This is a genomic window from Dolichospermum heterosporum TAC447, assembly GCF_024584745.1.
Taxonomy (GTDB): domain Bacteria; phylum Cyanobacteriota; class Cyanobacteriia; order Cyanobacteriales; family Nostocaceae; genus Dolichospermum; species Dolichospermum heterosporum.
The window spans coordinates 5285659-5302729 of sequence record NZ_CP099464.1; the positions used below are offsets into that span (position 1 = coordinate 5285659).

Below are 17071 nucleotides of genomic sequence, written 5' to 3' on the forward strand. Positions count from 1 at the left end.
TTACGAACCCAGTTTCAAGGCTTCTAGAAATAGACTGTAGATGAAACCAACCTTGAGATAGTTGAGTGTTTCTACCCAAAATGCTTGGCGAGAAAAAAAACTGCGACTGTAAAATATCCTACTGGTAATTTCAGTTAATAGCACTAAAAATCCAGCTACTACGATGTCTAATTCTGCCTTCTGTCCAGCGGTTGTTGATACTGCCGATCCCAGAAAAAAACCAAACAAAAAACTAATTAGTAGTAATGATAACCGTCGCCAAGGATTGAGAAACCATTCACTCAAGCTTCTATAAATTGTTTCTAATAGGTTGTTTAGACGAGTATTTTGCATGAAGAAGGGAATAGAAATAGGCGTTAAAAATTGTCGTTATGGCAAGGCAGGGGGCGGGGAGCAGAGGGAAAAGGATTTAAGTCCTATAGACTTTTATTCACACATTTTGGTTATCTCACGTCCACCTAATTAACCAATCACCAATCATTTGGGTTTAGCTGACAAAAAATCTTATTTCTAAATCTATATCATTATGAAAAACTTCCTCTATCGGTATCGTAACTTCATTATCGGTTTTTCTGTATTAGGATTTATGGGGATCGTAACTGGATGCTTAGATATGAGGATATCCTTGGAGTCTACAAATCCAGAAAAAAATTCACCTATAGTTACAAACACGGTCAATAGTGCTGATGCAATCAATTTAGATAATACACCAAGTGAATCAGTAGAATCAAGTTCACAGAAAAATCACTCTACAGTTGTAGCCTATCGGTTTGATTCGGATAGTAAAACCAAGACTGCTGGATCACTTCGCATGAGCAACAAAACTACTCAACCTGTACGTCTAGCATTATTAGCCAGACAATCATCTCGAAAAAGTGCCACTGCGAATAAATCTAAATCTGGTATTCCGGCTCATTGGGATTTTGCTCCCCAAGAAGGAAATGAGAACGGGTTAATTTTATCTTTACCTCAAGGTAATTTAAAGCTAGAGAAAGGTGATATTTTGGTGGCTTTTGCCCAAGATGGTTCTCGACGCTATTGGGGTCCCTATGTTGTGGGAGAAACTTCTTCTCCACAATGGAATTCGCAAACTCAAGAATGGCAATTGGTGTTAGAAAATAGGTGATATGGGAGGAGTCAGGAGTATGGCTAACGCCACGCTATCAGGAGGTAGGGGCGCAGGTCCTGCGCCCATTCAGCAGTATGGCTAACGCTGCGCTGTCAGAAGGAAGAAGGAGTTGTTGGAATTTTGATAGTAAAGCTTCTCGAAAAAGGTATTTTGAATTGTAAACTGTTGTGTATTGGTAAGGACATGATTACCGTGTCTCTAAGTATGAATTCATGAGTATAAAATTGAGTGTCACCGATAAAGTGGTTGATAAGTGGTTGAATAATTTACAACAGCGTCCAGTCCTGCTTGTAGCTGTTTCGTCCCTGTGGTTGTTGGTGATTGGTTGGATAGCTTTTGGCTGGAATTTGGGGAATGTGGGCTTGATTGATGAAACTGAGCCGCTGTTTGCTGAAGCTTCCCGGCAAATGCTGCTAACTGGTGATTGGATTACGCCGTTTTTTAATGGTGAAACTCGCTTTGATAAACCTGCTTTGATTTATTGGTGTCAGGCGATCGCCTACTCTATTATGGGAGTAAACGAGTGGGCTGCTCGTATCCCTTCAGCATTGGCAGCAATGGGTGTAATTGCTTTGGCATTTTATACTGTGCAATGGTATTTTGCCAAAAAAGACGAATTGGCACAAGTTACCAACTTACCCAGACGTTACTTTACTGCCGCCATTGCCGCAGCTTTAATGGCACTCAACGCAGAAATGATTGTTTGGGGGAGAACCGGCGTTTCCGATATGTTACTCAACGGCTGTATCGGTTCAACATTATTATGCTTCTATTTGGGATATGCTCAAAATCATTCCTCAATAGTCATTGCTAATTGGCGACTTCCGAATAAATGGTATTTAGCTTGTTATGTGTTAATTGCTGGGGCAATATTAACTAAGGGTCCGGTAGGTATTGTTTTACCAGGACTGATTATGATTGCTTTTGCCGTATATGTCGGGAAATTTCGGGAACTGTGGCGGGAAATGCAGCCGTTTTTGGGCATGGGGATCGTTTTATTGCTATCACTTCCTTGGTATGTTTTAGTAACTTGGCGCAACGGCTGGAATTTTATTAATGCCTTTTTTATCTATCACAATATAGACCGTTTCACCGAAGTCGTTAATGGTCATTCAGCCCCTTGGTATTTTTACTTTTTAGTCGTTTTATTGGGGTTTGCACCTTATTCAGTGTACATTCCTGCGGCTCTAGTTAGATTCAATCTTTTGCAGCGATCGCATTGGTTAAACCAAGAACGCTCCCAACAACTAGGTTTATTTACCTGTATATGGTTTCTGGGTGTGTTTGGATTTTTCACCATTTCCGTAACCAAACTGCCCAGCTATGTATTACCCTTAATGCCAGCAGCGGCGATTCTTGTGGCATTATTTTGGAGTGATCTTTTCCCCAGTTCACCTACTATTACACCAACGCCTCCCAAATTTTTACGCATCAGTGCTTGGATAAACGTAGGATTTTTAACTATTCTGGCGATCGCACTTTTCAATCTTACCCAAATCGCTGGACCTGATCCCGCTGCTCCTGAATTATATGTACAAATGGAAAGATCAGGAATTCTCAAATTTGGAGGCATAATTTGGTTATTATCCACAATCACTACCGCCATCCTCATCTTAACTCACCGTTACCAGCAGATCATTACGATTAACTTATTAGGATTTATCGCTTTTATTGCCATCGTTTTAATACCTGCTGTTTCCATCATGGATCAACAGCGTCAACTTCCTCTCAGAGAATTATCCGCCCTCATTGTTGAATCAAAACAACCCAATGAAGAATTAATTATGGTTGGATTCAAAAAACCTACCGTGACTTTCTACACGCACAAAAATGTTAATTACATCAAATTTGCTCAACAGGCTCTTGAATATATTCAAAAGCAAGCATCCCAACCAACTAAACCACCATCATTATTACTCTTAGTTGAACAGGGAAAATTTCACGAAATGGACTTACCACCGGATAACTATAAAAGTCTAGCCACCAAAGGTGCTTATCATCTTATTCGCATTCCCTTGAAAACAGCCAAACCAGAAAATATCAACCTGTCTTAAACTATGATTTTTCTGATTGACGTGATTTATGTGATGATTGATTATTGTCATCGTCACAATCAAATAAATCAAATGAATCAAATAAATCATAGTCTAATTTGTCAAAGATTGATTGATCTGAATTAATAATTCTTCCATTGAAATAGAACGAGGTAGTATTTGGAAACCAGAAAATATCAACCTGTCTTAAACTATGATTTTTCTGATTGACGTGATTTATGTGATGATTGATTATTGTCATCGTCACAATCAAATGAATCAAATAAATCATAGTCTAATTTGTCAAAGATTGATTGATCTGAATTAATAACTCTTCCATTGAGATAGAACGAGGTAGTATTTGGAAACCAGAAAATATCAACCTGTCTTAAACTATGATTTTTTTGATTGACGTGATTTATGTGATGATTGATTATTGTCATCGTCACAATCAAATAAATCAAATGAATCAAATAAATCATAGTCTAATTTGTCAAAGATTGATTGATCTGAATTAATAACTCTTCCATTGAGATAGAACGAGGTAGTATTTGGAAACCAGAAAATATCAACCTGTCTTAAACTATGATTTTTTTGATTGACGTGATTTATGTGATGATTGATTATTGTCATCGTCACAATTAAATAAATCAAATGAATCAAATAAATCATAGTCTAATTTGTCAAAGATTGATTGATCTGAATTAATAACTCTTCCATTGAGATAGAACGAGGTAGTATTTGGAAACCAGAAAATATCAACCTGTCTTAAACTATGATTTTTTTGATTGACGTGATTTATGTGATGATTGATTATTGTCATCGTCACAATTAAATAAGAGGATGTTTTAAAAGTATTAGATGAAACCGATAATCTCCAAAAACCTAACCCCCCTGCCCCCTTCCCTACGAGGGAAGGGGGTTTTCAAAGCCTCTCCCCGCTTCGGGGAGAGGTTTGGAGAGGGGTTTGTTTATACATTAAAAACTTCTCAAACACCCTCTAAATCAAATGAATCAAATAAATCATAGTCTAATTTGTCAAAGATTGATTGATCTGAATTAATAACTCTTCCATTGAAATAGAACGAGGTAGTATTTGGGTAGCAATTCCTCGAACCGCAGTTTCCACAGAAGATGTATATCTTTGTTTCCGAGATTTTGGCACATTTCCATAATTAGGTTCATTTAATTTTTGGTCAAGTACCAAAATTGGTGGTAAATTCAACTGTGAATTCCCCAATGATTCAATAGCTTTTTGTACTTCCTTATTAATTGCCGTTTCATGCAAGCAAATTAACAGTAAATCAACACTTTTATGGCTAACTTGTTGGACAACTTCCGACCAACAACTGGCAATAGAAGCTCTAAAACCAGCAGTTTGTAAGTATTGAATTAAAGCTTGAAACCACTCATATCCCCGATTAATTTGCTCATCTTCAAAATTGAGAAAATAATTTGTGACTGACTGATCATCCTTAATTGGTTTGCGTTTTGATTTGGGTAAATCACTCAACATATTTATATCTACCACTAAAATATTTATTGGGCAACAAATACCGGCAGCAATTTGTAATACAGATGACAAAGCACCTTGTTGATAATTTTGATTATTATCTTCCTGAGTCAAAGGACTTAAACAAGGAAATACAGACAATCCTGGTATTTGAGAAGCAGCTAAAGTAGTCGCAACATCACAAGTTACCAATGGTAATGTCGCCAACCTTTGGTGTTTATTTAATTGTTGTAGATAAGTGTGAGCAGTAGAAATTCCCATATCTAGCAAAATTACATCAAACTGCCAAACTCGCGCTAACAAATCTGCTTGATCTAGATCATCTACTTCAATCACCCGATGTTCTCGCAGAGAAGGATAGAGATTAATTACCTCCAATTCTGGATGTACTAACCTAAGAATTCGCAAAGGAATATTTTGAGAATTGATATTATTATTTTCCAGTTCTGAATGCTGAAATTCGCTCGTTATTGATATTTTTTCTAATAATGATGCCAACGCTTGATGCTTAATTGGTAAACTTAAAAAACCATCGGCTTGTTTAGTAAATGCTTGCTCTTTTTCTGCCGCTGTGGCTGTGACAATAACATGAATATGACGAGTTAAAACATCAGATTTCAGTAAAGTCATCACATCCCAACCAGAAAGTAAAGGCAGTAAAGGATTTAAAAATATTGCCTTTGGTTGTAAGCGACGAGCTTTTTCTATCGCCTCTGTTCCCGATCTAGCAATAACAACACGATACCCTAAACCTTTGAGTTGTTCAGTTAATTCCTCAATATATTGAGCTACTGCTTCCACTACTAAAATCAGTCTTTGGGAAGAACTATTGATATTTTGAGGGGAAGAATTAATGTCATTGCCTACTTCTATCTTAGGAACTATATCTTCGGACTCATTAAAACTAGCCTTTGGTGGATTGGGAGGTAAAAGCAGCGTAAACTGACTGCCTTTACCCTCACGAGATAAGAAACTGACATCTCCACCATGCAAACGAGCTAAAGCTCTAGTTAATACTAATCCTAAACCCGTTCCTTCAAACTGACGAGTGAGAGGATTTTCTAATTGCTGGAATTTTTGAAAGATTAAATGTTGTTGTTGTTCAGGAATACCAATCCCTGTATCCCAAACAGTAAAAGCAATCCAGCCTTCCCAACGGCTTACCCGTAAGCCAATTTCCCCAGATATTTCTGTGAATTTAAAGGCATTGGAAAGTAAATGTACTAACATCTGTCGCAAGCGTAATTCATCTGCCACCATTTCTTCTAAACCTGGTTCAATGGCTAGGCTAAATTGGTGATTAGATAAAGTTTGATTGTCTGGTGGGGATACTGGTTTAGCTTTGTTAGTTTGATGATGAATGTTTTTAACGTCTGAAAAAGCCCTTTCACATACTACTTGAATTTGGACTGGATTGAGGGTGAGTTCCATCTGTCCCGTTTCCATTCGCGTTAAATCTAAAATATCATTCACCACACTCATCAAATGTCTGCCACTTTGATGAATTAGTCCAGCATAACGGGCTTGACGCTCATTCAATTGTCCCAACTGTTGATCTGCCAACAGGCGAGATAGTCCCAAAACTGCCGTTAGTGGTGTTTTTAGTTCATGACTAATGCAAGCTAAAAATTCATCTTTTAAGCGATTAAGTTGAATTAAATCAGCATTTTTTGCTGCTAATTCCTTACACAGTTGTTGTTGTTCTGTTACGTCGGTGGCTAATATTAACCATAGTTCTTCCGTAATTTCTGGTACTTCTGACTCAGAAACCCAAATTTTTAACTCGTTACTGTCTAAAGGAATTTTAGCAAACTGCCACACTCGTTCCTGACCAGTTTTAATTTCAACCACACAAGTACAAATACCCAATTGCGTATCTAAAACGCAGTGGTTGGCAGCCTCATTTACGGATAGAGGTGATTCTTGTACAAAAGTGAAAGTTGATGGTGAGGTTCTTTGTCTTTGTCTGTGGGTCGTGAAAGGATCGGTTTTCTGATTTTCTTGAGGATTGGCATAAATATATTTGGGAGTAAGTATAGTCTCTACCTGTTTTCTAATGCCTTCAGGGTCTTTTAATGCTCCTAGTTGTTGCCGCCAAGCGATATTTTGCGTAACTACTTCGCCTTGACTAGTCTGTAACATCATTGGCCAGGGTAATTTAGCCAATAAGTGGACTATGGATTTGTGTATGTTTGGCTGGTGTTTATTAGCTGTATGCTCGATGTTTTTTTGGTGTTGAGAAGTTTTAGTATTTGTCGCATACTCATGACTTTCTTCTTTTTTGGTTGAGTTAAGGGGAATTTTCTTCTGAGCTAACAATGTTAATAGGTGTAAAGTATTTAGGATTCCCAAATATTTACCATCTGAATCAACTAGCGCCCAATCTAAGTTACTTTGTTGTTGGGTTTCTTGATGCTTGAGAACCAAACTGAATTTTTCCAGATTTGCTGCTGCTGGTATGGTCTGTATTGCTTCTATGAGGGATTTATCCACCTGTGAGAGTGGTTGTTGCAAATTTAAGAGGTTATTATTAGCATCCGCTGCTAAGAATTGTGGCAGTAATTGAGCAGAATACAATACACCAATTGGACGTTGTTGGGAATTGACTATTACCAAGCGATCGCTCTGTTCTTTAACAAAAATATCCAACGCTGCTGCCAGAGTATTTGTTTCCCAGCACATTGGTACAGGTGCTATAAATTCATAAAGTGGGTACTGTAGCATTAAAATAAGTCCTCGGTGGTCCTTCTTCTTGTGATCAACTCCGGCATCACCATCAGCACTTGGTTTAGATGGTCTTCAAGCCTGAAGCAATATCCTCCAAGAATATTTAGAATGGCTACGCCACGCTATCCGCGATTCTGGTTACAATTGACAGACCTCTTCAAACTAGCCATTTGGCTATGGCTTTCGGTAACACTCCGCCATAGACATCCATTGTCTCGCAGCCAATTACCAATAATTTTTGGCGTTGCTGATTCAGAATATGATTTTACCTCACGCAGAGGCGCTCCAGTCGCAGAGAGTAAGAGTTTGAAATCATTGATTTTTCAATTTCATACTTCAGTTCAGCAACGCCTAATTTTTCTTAACGGGTGCAAGGTGTGAGTTTCCATCCTCAGCAAGCAACTATCTTCAGCAACTTGCTACTGGTATTGAAAGTCATCATTTTTTATAGTGACAACTACAACAATAATTATGGCTCTAAAGATTCGCTTTAGAACCTTGAGGAATTATAATGATTTAAAATGCGACAATTCTTTAAGTTCGTTTAAGTATCTTATCAATAAGTGAAATAATGTAATCTATCTGCCCCTAGATATGCTAATACACACTATCCATCAGTCATGACTCTCCCTGAGTTTAATGCGTCATACTACTTAGAGTAGACAAGTATCATTAATTATAGACCGATATATCTCCCGCTCAAAAATTCCTGATCTATAAACAGTAGATGTTATTACCTATATTGCTTTTACAAACAAATATAAACCAAATTCTCGATAAACCATGTGCAAAAAACAATGACAAAGGTTTATTTTTGCAAATCTGGAATTTCATTGAGGGGATAATAACTCAATGCTACTGGCAGCCTATACCTACTCAGATATACTATTTGCCCCATTTTCAGTCACAAAACCCTTATCGAAAATTAGATAATAAAGATAATAATTTCTTGGCTTTTGGTAAACAAAAAAAGACCCAAACTTTTCAGGATATGACCGCTGCTGAAAAACAGGAACTTTTAGCAGCAATGAAAGCAGATTATCGTCAGATTATTATAAATTATTTTATCAGTGACAAAACATTACAAGAAAAACTTGATAAGTTTATTAATAACTTATTTTATACTAGTGTTCCCATACCACAAATTATAGAAATGCACATGGAAATTATTGACGAATTTGCCAAGCAATTAAGAATAGAAGGTAGGAGTGATGAAACCCTACTGGATTACCGTTTAACCTTAATAGATATTTTGGCACATCTTTGCGAAGTTTATCGCTGTTCTATTGCTAAAATCATTTAAATGCCACAAAGTAGAAGTTGTACTTATATTCATGGGAAATTAATACCTAAGTGTATATGTAGTATCATAAATTTTGATCTTTTACCTCAATATTTTTAGGAGTTGATATTGTATGAATGAAGCTAAAAAGACCTATGTTCTCAAGCTATATGTAGCAGGAAATACCCCTAATTCAATGAGGGCTTTGAAAACACTCAAAAATATTTTAGATGAAGAATTTCAAGGAGTTTATGCTTTAAAAGTAATTGATGTCCTGAAAAACCCCCAATTAGCCGAAGAAGATAAAATACTCGCCACACCAACACTATCAAAAATTTTGCCGCCTCCTGTGCGGAAAATTATTGGTGATTTAACAGACAGGGAAAGAGTATTAATTGGGTTGGATCTGCTTTACGAAGAATTAAATGAAGAATATGGGAAAGAATCAGACAAAATGTAGGATTTAGAAGCCAATAAGTAATAATTCCGAGTAAAGCTGTGGCGTTAGCCACTTTTTGATGGAAATTTGGGAATTTATTTACCTACAATTTGGTATATTTATTTAGTTATTAAAAATAATTAAAAACTTTCTTGATTTTAAAAACCTGGGTTGAATATCCATATTAGATGAACCATGAATAAAAAAGAGCAACCTGAACAAAAAAAAATACCTATCGGTGTCGAAAAAATTCGCACGATGATCGAAGGCTTTGACGATATCAGTCATGGCGGTTTACCTGTGGGTCGAACTACTTTAGTTAGTGGAACTTCAGGAACCGGCAAGACTCTATTATCACTGCAATTCCTTTATAATGGCATCACTTACTTCGATGAACCCGGAGTATTTGTTACCTTTGAAGAATCACCCAGTGACATTATTAAAAATGCCCATATTTTTGATTGGAATTTACAACGGTTGATTGATGAAGGTAAATTATTTATTCTCGATGCATCTCCTGACCCTGAAGGTCAAGATATAGTTGGTAATTTTGATTTATCTGCCCTGATTGAACGTTTACAATATGCCATTCGTAAATATAAAGCTAAACGGGTTTCCATTGATTCCATGACAGCCATATTTCAACAATATGAAGCTGTCGGAGTAGTGCGACGAGAAATTTTTCGGTTAGTAGCACGGCTAAAACTATTGAATGTCACCACCATCATTACCACTGAACGGGGTGAAGAATATGGACCAGTAGCATCCTTTGGAGTCGAAGAATTTGTTTCCGATAATGTAGTAATTTCTCGCAATGTTTTAGAAGGAGAACGTCGGCGGCGAACCATTGAAATTCTCAAGTTACGGGGGACAACCCACATGAAAGGTGAATATCCCTTCACAATTACCAATGAAGGAGTTAATATATTCCCCCTGGGAGCAATGCGTTTAACACAACGATCTTCTAATGTGCGGGTATCTTCTGGAGTGAAAGTTCTTGATCAAATGTGTGGTGGTGGTTTCTTTAAAGATTCGATTATTTTAGCCACAGGAGCTACAGGTACTGGTAAAACCTTATTAGTTAGTAAGTTTATTCAAGATGGCTGCATTAGTGGTGAGCGAGCAATATTATTTGCCTATGAAGAATCTCGCGCCCAACTTTCCCGAAATGCCCATTCTTGGGGTATAGATTTTGAAGAATTAGAACATCAAGGATTACTGAAAATTATTTGTACCTATCCTGAATCAACTGGTTTAGAAGATCATTTACAAATTATTAAATCAGAAATCTCCCATTTTAAACCTGCTCGTATTGCCATTGATTCACTTTCTGCAATGGCTAGAGGTGTTAGTAATAATGCTTTTCGTCAGTTTGTAATTGGTGTCACAGGTTATGCTAAACAAGAAGAAATTACTGGTTTTTTTACCAATACTACAGACCAATTCCTGGGTTCTAATTCCATTACTGACTCCCATATTTCCACGATTACAGATACAATTTTGATGTTACAATATGTAGAAATTCGGGGAGAAATGTCGCGGGCAATTAACGTATTTAAAATGCGCGGCTCATGGCACGATAAGGGCATTCGTGAATATAATATTACGGCAGATGGTCCTGACATTAAAGATTCATTCCGTAATTATGAGCGGATTATCAGTGGTGCGCCTACGCGCGTTAGTATAGACGAAAAGGCAGAACTTTCTCGGATTGTCAAACGTTTTGAAGACAAACCAAGTTCTGATGTCTAACATGAGTTATCGTGCGATATTCCTGCCCAAATCTCCAGATCGTGCTATATTTTGTGTTGAAGACAAGTATTCTGCCGCTAAATTAATATTTTTTGTGTGAGGGGATGCGGTGAAAGGACAGCAATTATTCCATTGTTTCTTACCTGGTGTAACAGTAGCAGTATTAACAACTCAGCCCGCTTGGGCTACTGTTATGAAAGTGAATGAGTTACAGCTAAAGTCTACTTCTAGTGTGTTGGTTTCTACTGATAGTAGAAATTTATTCCCAGACAATAGCCTACTGCCTAAAAGTAAAGTTAATAGTAACCCAGGATTATTACCTGTTAGTTATTTTAGTCAAGGCAGTATCAAGCCTGTTGGTAACTCCAGTCTACCTATAATCATGGCTGACAATTATCTCAGCACTGAGGGAGAAAAAAGTTCTCCAAACTATGACAGTAGATTTGTAAGTTTTTCTGATTTATCAAATTCAAATAATAATTTACTGTTTGCGAGTAATTCTCAGTTAGGTAGTTTAAGTAACTCTGATCAGCAAGTGATCAATGGTGATGTTGAGATATCAAAGTTACTAGAGTCTAGTAATTGCCCACAGTCACAGCCTAAGAGTCAATCAGCTTTGCTACTTACTGCTAACACCTGCTTACCTCAAAATAATAGTTTGATAGCACAAACAACTGTTCCTAATACGACAGAAACCAGTACACCTCCGACCGCAGAAAATGTCAATTCTGCACCTAGTCAACCTGTAGATTTTCCTAATGTTCCTAACGAGTTGAATCCCAGTCCTAATCCCCTGTTATATCCAACGCAAGCAGAGGAAGTGAAGGTTCAAGGAAATCAGCCAATTAGTTTGTCACAGGCTCTGGAACTGGCTAAACGGAATAATAATGATTTACAGGTGTCTGTACTGCAACTGGAACGGAGTAAGTCGGTTTTGCGTGAAGCTCAAGCAGCTTTAATGCCTAGTGTGGATTTGAGTGGTGATGTGACAAATAGTCGCAGTGCTAGTAGTACATTATCCTTCGACCAAGCTAGAAAAACTAATCCTTTAGTGGGTGATCCTCCTGCCAATACCACATTTAGCGGTACTGCACAGATAAGATATGACCTTTACACCTCTGGTAGACGTAATGCAGCGATTAAAGAGGCGCAAGAAAGGATACGAGTGCAAGAGTTAGATGTAGAAAGGCAATCTGAGGAAATTCGCCTGAATGTGGCTAGGGCATATTATGATTTGCAACAAGCTGATGAAAATGTGAGAATTTCTCAGTCAGCGGTTACAAATGCTCAGGCGAGTTTGAAGGATGCAGTGGCTTTAGAACGGGCAGGTGTAGGGACTCGGTTCGATGTGTTGCGATCGCAGGTAAATTTAGCTAACTCCCAACAGGACTTAACTAGTGCCTTTTCTCAACAACAAATTGCCCGCCGTAAGTTAGCACCACTGTTGAATTTATCCCAATCAGCGAGTATTAGTGCGGGTGATCCTGTGAAATTGGCAGGTTTATGGCAACATCCACTAGAACAAAGCATTGTTTTAGCTTATCAAAATCGTCCTGAACTACAACAGAACTTAGCACAGCGTAATATCAGCGAGGCTCAAAGAAAACAAGCATTAGCAACTTTGGGACCCCAGGTGAGCTTGGTGGGTAGATATAACTTGTTAGATCAGTTTGATGATGGCACAAGCGTCAGCGATGGTTATTCCGTGGGAGTGCAAGCCACCCTCAGTTTATATGATGGCGGGGCAGCAAAAGCCAGAGCAGCCCAATCTAAGACCAATATTGCGATCGCTGAAACTCAATTTTCTGAACAGCGCAACCAAATCCGCTTTCAAGTAGAACAAGCATACTCTACCCAGGCTTCAAACTTAGAAAATGTGCAAACTTCTAATGTGGCTTTAGAACAAGCTAAAGAGTCTTTGCGGTTAGCGCGGTTAAGATTCCAAGCAGGTGTCGGGACTCAAACTGATGTAATTAACGCATTAAATGATCTCACCCGTTCAGAGGGTAATCGCGTCAAAGCAATATTGGATTACAACCGTGCTTTAACAGAATTGCAAAGATACGTTACCACTAGGGGTTTGAATCAGTTACAGGAATCAGGGGTCAAGTAAGAGGTAGGGGAGGTAGGGGAGGTAGGGGAGGTGGGGGAGGTAGGGGAGGTAGGGGAGGTAGGGGGGGTAGGGGAGGTAGGGGAGGAAATTCTTCACCAATCCCCAATCCCCAGTCCCCAATGCTGTAAAATAGTTTTCAAATCCTGGTCTAGTCAAAAACTCATGACTAAAGTTACATCACAAGAGATTGCAAAATTTCGTTCTCATTTGGTAGATGATCCTCAAGCAATGGAAGCATTAGACTTGATAGAGGATTGCGATGGAGATTTAGAAGATGCGGTAATGACTCTGGCTATTCGGGCTGGACAAGAACCAGAACAAACCAATTCCGACTGGTTGGATGCTTTAGCCAAAAAGTGGCGGGCGGTAATTTGTGAACAAGAATATCGAGAAAACTTGTTAAATGGGTCAATTCAAGAGATGATTAGACATCTGAGGACAATACCGAGTTTTCCCAAAAGTCTGGCTACACCCGTTTTAATTTATATTCTTAAACAAGGTGTGAATAATTTTTGTGAGCCTTTGGATTTGCTAAAGTCACATTAATCCTGAGTTTTAAAATTGATGAATTATCTTGTTGCTGTATTATCAGATCGCATCCAGGCTGAAGCCGCTGATTTAGCTTTAGAAAGAGAAGGCATAAATGGCACTATTCTTGGTAGAGGATATAAAAGTGCTGATGAATTTGGTTTAATTGATCCCAAAGAACAGGCAAAAAAACAAGTCAAGCTAATGGCGATTTGGTTAGTACCATTTGGCTTTTTTTCCGGTTTTACCTTCAGTTTGATTACCGGTTTGGATACCTTTGCTTGGGCTGGAGAAATCGGGAATCATGTGATTGGCGGCATTCTGGGCGCTGGTAGTGGTGCAATGGGTAGTGTATTTGTAGGTGGTGGCGTAGGTTTATTAGAGGGTGGTGGTGATGCTTTACCCTATCGCAATCGTTTAGATGCAGGTAAGTATTTAATTGTGGTACAGGGTTCGGAAACTCTGACTCGTCAAGCTACTCGCATTCTCCGCCAGTTTGAACCAGAAAATATTCAAGGTTATGCGGAAAATAATTAGTATATACCAGATCCCCGACTTCTTTGAGAAGTCGGGGATCTATTTCCTCCTGCTCCCTGTAACTCCTATAATTCCATGCTACCTAGAGAAGAACTTTTAAAAGGTGTTGAAAACCGCGATACTGTTGCCCGTGTAATTGATCAAGCAGATCAAGCTATAAAGACCTGGGAAGTGGTATTTACAGATTTTTTGTCTCCGCCGGAGTTGGCGGAAATTCAAAGGGTATTTAGCCGCTTAACGGAGGTGCATTCGGTAGCTTGGGGTGGATATCCACAGGCGGAAAGACAAAGGTTAGCGATCGCTCGTGCTGATTTACCATTAGATCAGTCCGAAGTGGCGATTGTGGCTTTAGAAATCGCTGGTAATTTCTTGTTTGATACAGCAAATCACCGGGATTTTTTAGGCGCAATGCTGGGAACGGGAATTGTGCGAGAAAAAACCGGAGATGTGATTGTCTTAGGGGAAAGAGGGGCGCAGGTGATTGTTGTCCCTGAATTGGTAGAATTTTTAGAGATGAGTTTACAACAGGTGCGTTCTGTGCCAGTAAAAACTCGACGCATTGAAATTAATGAGTTAAAAATCCGCGAACCGAAGAAGAAGGAAATGACGACGGTGGAAGCTTCTTTGCGGTTAGATGCGGTGGCTTCGGCTGGGTTTGGGATGTCCCGGAGTAAGATGGTGGATTTGATTGACTCTAATGATGTGCGTGTCAATTGGAAGGAAGTCACCCAAGCCAGTTCCCACGTTAAAACAGGGGATTTAATCGCTATTCGGGGAAAAGGGCGGTTGGAAGTTGGGGAAATTGCGGTGACGAAAAAGGATCGCTATCGGGTGCAGTTGACTAGATATATGTAGGATAGAATTTTGGTTTTAGGGGTTGACAGATTATATTTTATATGATAGATTATTAATCTGTGTTGATTACGGACGGTTAGCTCAGGTGGTTAGAGTACATCGTTGACATCGATGGGGTCGTTGGTTCGAGTCCAATACCGTCCATATTTTTTGTAAAGTGACTAATTCTTTGTCGTTGGTGGCAGGTTAGTAAACTAGTACAATTGTATATCCGACCTTCCGCACCCTAAACTGTCACACAACGAAAAATGGTCGTTTGGGGATTTGAGATTGGCGAACTGCTTGCAGCAGCGCTTCGCTATCGCCACCTAAGATTTCGACGATTTTGTATCAAAATTATCATCAAAGGTATTCAAAAATCCGAAATTACCGATTGTGACACTGGGGGGTGCGGAATGTGGGGTATATATAATAAAATATAATAAAGAATTATAGTAAAGTTCGCTGTTTAAATGTAGAATTCTATTAAGTTAACAATTTTCAATTTGTCTCTAAACCTGTGGCATTACAAGAAGTAGTATTAGAAATACGTTTTCCCCCTATAGAGGATTACGCTATTTTTGCTGGCGCAATGTCAGTGTCTCACAAAGTAAACTTTCCACTCACGCAAAAATTAGAGCCTCCTGGATTGCCTGAGTTTGTACCAATATCAGGTATTGTTCGTCATCGCTTTTCTGGTCAAGATCAGTCCAAATTATTTCAAATAGGATCTGATGTTATTAGTGTCAATTATCTACAATATACAAATTTTAGTGATTTTATAGACGATATAAAAGAAATTTTGTCTTCTGCACAAACGCACGGAGCTAAAATCAGCTATGCTTACAGAATAGGGCTTCGTTATATTAATAGTTTTAATAAAATAGCCGATCCTTTTGAGTTTTTGAATCTTTCCTCTCCCTTTACTAACAAAAGTTTTGATATTACAGAATTTATACAAGTAAGGAAAGTAGATAAAGTTGAAACCGGATTATTTCTAGATATAAATGTACAATTTAATTCCAATGATCATGGCTTAATCCTAGATTTAAACTCTTTTTATCAGAATGACAAAAATATTGAACAACCAGAGGAGCAATGGAGTATAGAAAAATTAATTGATTGGATATCAAAAGCACATGAGCTTATTAAAGAGAACTTTAAAACTTTAGTTCCTCAGTTAGAAGAAGGGGTAAAACCATGAACGTTTCTTTAACTATGAATTCGTCAACTTATCCTGTGGAAGATTATTCTGTATATAAAACAGGTAGCAGCCATAATTTTAAAATTTTGGAGCAGTGTTTGACTCCATTATTTCTCGCTGCGACAGTGGCAAATTCATCAACAACAATGCCTATCCGTAGTCTAATATTTGATTCGGCTGTTTCAGTTGAAGACAATATTCAAATTCCGCAAATTTATCAAAAAACGATAACCAAGCAGGAAGCTATTGTCATGTTTACTACAAAATGGCAAGAAAGGAGTATGTCTCTTAGCTATGAAGACTCCAAATTATGGAAAGAGATACTTGCATCACAATCAGAGCAAGGATTTCCGGATTTTTAAGTAATGGGTGGAATTCAACTAGATGGTTTAATCCAATATTTACAAAAAGCTTTCCCTGTCTATCCAGATGGAAATACTGCCGATGCCAGGCTCGCTCTAGAACAATTTGGTACTCAAAATAGCAGTATTCAGGTTTTATGCGATCCAGTTAAACAATGGTCACAGGGAGACATACTTAATATAATTCCATTCTTAAATTTCACTAAAGATGGAAAGGTGTCTAATTTTCAAGCACCGGCAATGATAATAACTAGCACCTGTGATTTAGATAGGAAAGAAAAGATAGTTGTATGCCCTTGTTTCCCTCTGGAAAATTTTAAACCATTAAATTCTTATTCAGAAATTCCTAAAAACAATGTTTTTGAATTTTTCTTCATTGGAAGTGGTTTAACAGGCGGAGAATGGGTTGTGGATTTAAGTCATCCTATGACGTTGTTGAGGGAGAGAGTCTCCAAGCGAATACAGGAAGGAAATATTATTCGCCTACATTCTCTTACACAAGTCGGCTGGTATCTTTTTATTACTAAATTTTCCATGAAATATTTTCGTCCTGATGATCCCCCAACAATGCAAGAACGACAAAATCTTTGAGTGATTACCTTGTGTTTAGTATTTTTT

At 38.2% G+C, this 17071-nt stretch carries 14 protein-coding genes and 1 tRNA gene; 13 read left to right on the top strand and 2 right to left on the bottom strand.

Annotation, left to right across the window (positions count from 1 at the left end; genetic code table 11):
• On the bottom strand, positions 1-333 hold the full coding sequence (locus NG743_RS24180; RefSeq protein WP_053538895.1) for a DUF565 domain-containing protein: 333 nt from the start codon (positions 331-333) through the stop codon (positions 1-3).
• Positions 334-526: 193 nt separating this feature from the next.
• On the opposite strand from NG743_RS24180, the gene NG743_RS24185 reads away from it, so the two are divergent.
• Entirely contained in the window at positions 527-1126 is a 600-nt protein-coding gene (locus tag NG743_RS24185; protein ID WP_027401472.1) for a hypothetical protein, read from the top strand.
• A gap of 215 nt (positions 1127-1341) precedes the next feature.
• A complete protein-coding gene (locus tag NG743_RS24190) occupies positions 1342-3183 on the top strand; it encodes an ArnT family glycosyltransferase (protein WP_027401471.1) in 1842 nt (613 codons plus the stop codon).
• Positions 3184-4192: 1009 nt separating this feature from the next.
• On the opposite strand, the gene NG743_RS24195 is transcribed toward NG743_RS24190, so the two are convergent.
• Positions 4193-7399 (bottom strand): ATP-binding protein, encoded by a 3207-nt coding sequence (locus NG743_RS24195; RefSeq protein ID WP_257121055.1) that lies wholly within the window; start codon positions 7397-7399, stop codon positions 4193-4195.
• Positions 7400-8129: 730 nt separating this feature from the next.
• On the opposite strand from NG743_RS24195, the gene NG743_RS24200 reads away from it, so the two are divergent.
• The 11 genes from NG743_RS24200 to NG743_RS24250 all read left to right on the top strand — a co-directional run bounded on the left by NG743_RS24200 (position 8130) and on the right by NG743_RS24250 (position 17044).
• The gene (locus tag NG743_RS24200) at positions 8130-8705 is read left to right on the top strand and encodes a circadian clock protein KaiA (RefSeq protein WP_257121056.1); all 576 of its coding nucleotides are present in this window, start codon (positions 8130-8132) and stop codon (positions 8703-8705) included.
• A 112-nt stretch (positions 8706-8817) separates the two neighbouring features.
• Positions 8818-9144 carry a circadian clock protein KaiB gene (gene kaiB, locus NG743_RS24205; protein WP_027401468.1) on the top strand — a complete coding sequence of 109 codons (327 nt, stop codon included), beginning with the start codon at positions 8818-8820 and terminating at the stop codon, positions 9142-9144.
• 174 nt (positions 9145-9318) lie between these two features.
• Positions 9319-10875 (top strand): circadian clock protein KaiC, encoded by a 1557-nt coding sequence (gene kaiC, locus NG743_RS24210; protein ID WP_027401467.1) that lies wholly within the window; start codon positions 9319-9321, stop codon positions 10873-10875.
• Positions 10876-10984: 109 nt separating this feature from the next.
• Positions 10985-12988 (top strand): TolC family protein, encoded by a 2004-nt coding sequence (locus NG743_RS24215; protein ID WP_257121057.1) that lies wholly within the window; start codon positions 10985-10987, stop codon positions 12986-12988.
• 162 nt (positions 12989-13150) lie between these two features.
• Entirely contained in the window at positions 13151-13534 is a 384-nt protein-coding gene (locus NG743_RS24220; RefSeq protein WP_027402598.1) for a hypothetical protein, read from the top strand.
• Between the two features lie 18 nt (positions 13535-13552).
• Entirely contained in the window at positions 13553-14053 is a 501-nt protein-coding gene (locus NG743_RS24225) for a hypothetical protein (protein WP_193964872.1), read from the top strand.
• Between the two features lie 75 nt (positions 14054-14128).
• Positions 14129-14908: a photosystem II electron transport protein, Sll1252 family gene (locus tag NG743_RS24230; protein WP_027401464.1), complete on the top strand. Its 780-nt coding sequence runs from the start codon at positions 14129-14131 to the stop codon at positions 14906-14908.
• 70 nt (positions 14909-14978) lie between these two features.
• Positions 14979-15052 (top strand) — tRNA-Val (locus tag NG743_RS24235).
• Positions 15053-15407: 355 nt separating this feature from the next.
• Positions 15408-16091 (top strand): TIGR04255 family protein, encoded by a 684-nt coding sequence (locus NG743_RS24240; protein ID WP_027401463.1) that lies wholly within the window; start codon positions 15408-15410, stop codon positions 16089-16091.
• Entirely contained in the window at positions 16088-16453 is a 366-nt protein-coding gene (locus NG743_RS24245; RefSeq protein WP_027401462.1) for a hypothetical protein, read from the top strand. Before NG743_RS24240 ends, NG743_RS24245 begins: the two co-directional genes overlap by 4 nt.
• Positions 16454-16456: 3 nt before the next feature.
• Positions 16457-17044, top strand: coding sequence for a hypothetical protein (locus NG743_RS24250; RefSeq protein ID WP_027401461.1), 588 nt, complete (start codon positions 16457-16459; stop codon positions 17042-17044).
• Positions 17045-17071: the final 27 nt, after the last annotated feature.

Excerpts from the sequence above, each read along its gene's own strand:
- NG743_RS24180 (WP_053538895.1), bottom strand. The coding sequence starts at position 333 with ATGCAAAATACTCGTCTAAACAACCTATTAGAAACAATTTATAGAAGC.
- NG743_RS24185 (WP_027401472.1), top strand. The coding sequence starts at position 527 with ATGAAAAACTTCCTCTATCGGTATCGTAACTTCATTATCGGTTTTTCT.
- NG743_RS24190 (WP_027401471.1), top strand. The coding sequence starts at position 1,342 with ATGAGTATAAAATTGAGTGTCACCGATAAAGTGGTTGATAAGTGGTTG.
- NG743_RS24195 (WP_257121055.1), bottom strand. The coding sequence starts at position 7,399 with ATGCTACAGTACCCACTTTATGAATTTATAGCACCTGTACCAATGTGC.
- NG743_RS24200 (WP_257121056.1), top strand. The coding sequence starts at position 8,130 with ATGTTATTACCTATATTGCTTTTACAAACAAATATAAACCAAATTCTC.
- kaiB (WP_027401468.1), top strand. The coding sequence starts at position 8,818 with ATGAATGAAGCTAAAAAGACCTATGTTCTCAAGCTATATGTAGCAGGA.
- kaiC (WP_027401467.1), top strand. The coding sequence starts at position 9,319 with ATGAATAAAAAAGAGCAACCTGAACAAAAAAAAATACCTATCGGTGTC.
- NG743_RS24220 (WP_027402598.1), top strand. The coding sequence starts at position 13,151 with ATGACTAAAGTTACATCACAAGAGATTGCAAAATTTCGTTCTCATTTG.
- NG743_RS24225 (WP_193964872.1), top strand. The coding sequence starts at position 13,553 with ATGAATTATCTTGTTGCTGTATTATCAGATCGCATCCAGGCTGAAGCC.
- NG743_RS24230 (WP_027401464.1), top strand. The coding sequence starts at position 14,129 with ATGCTACCTAGAGAAGAACTTTTAAAAGGTGTTGAAAACCGCGATACT.
- NG743_RS24245 (WP_027401462.1), top strand. The coding sequence starts at position 16,088 with ATGAACGTTTCTTTAACTATGAATTCGTCAACTTATCCTGTGGAAGAT.
- NG743_RS24250 (WP_027401461.1), top strand. The coding sequence starts at position 16,457 with ATGGGTGGAATTCAACTAGATGGTTTAATCCAATATTTACAAAAAGCT.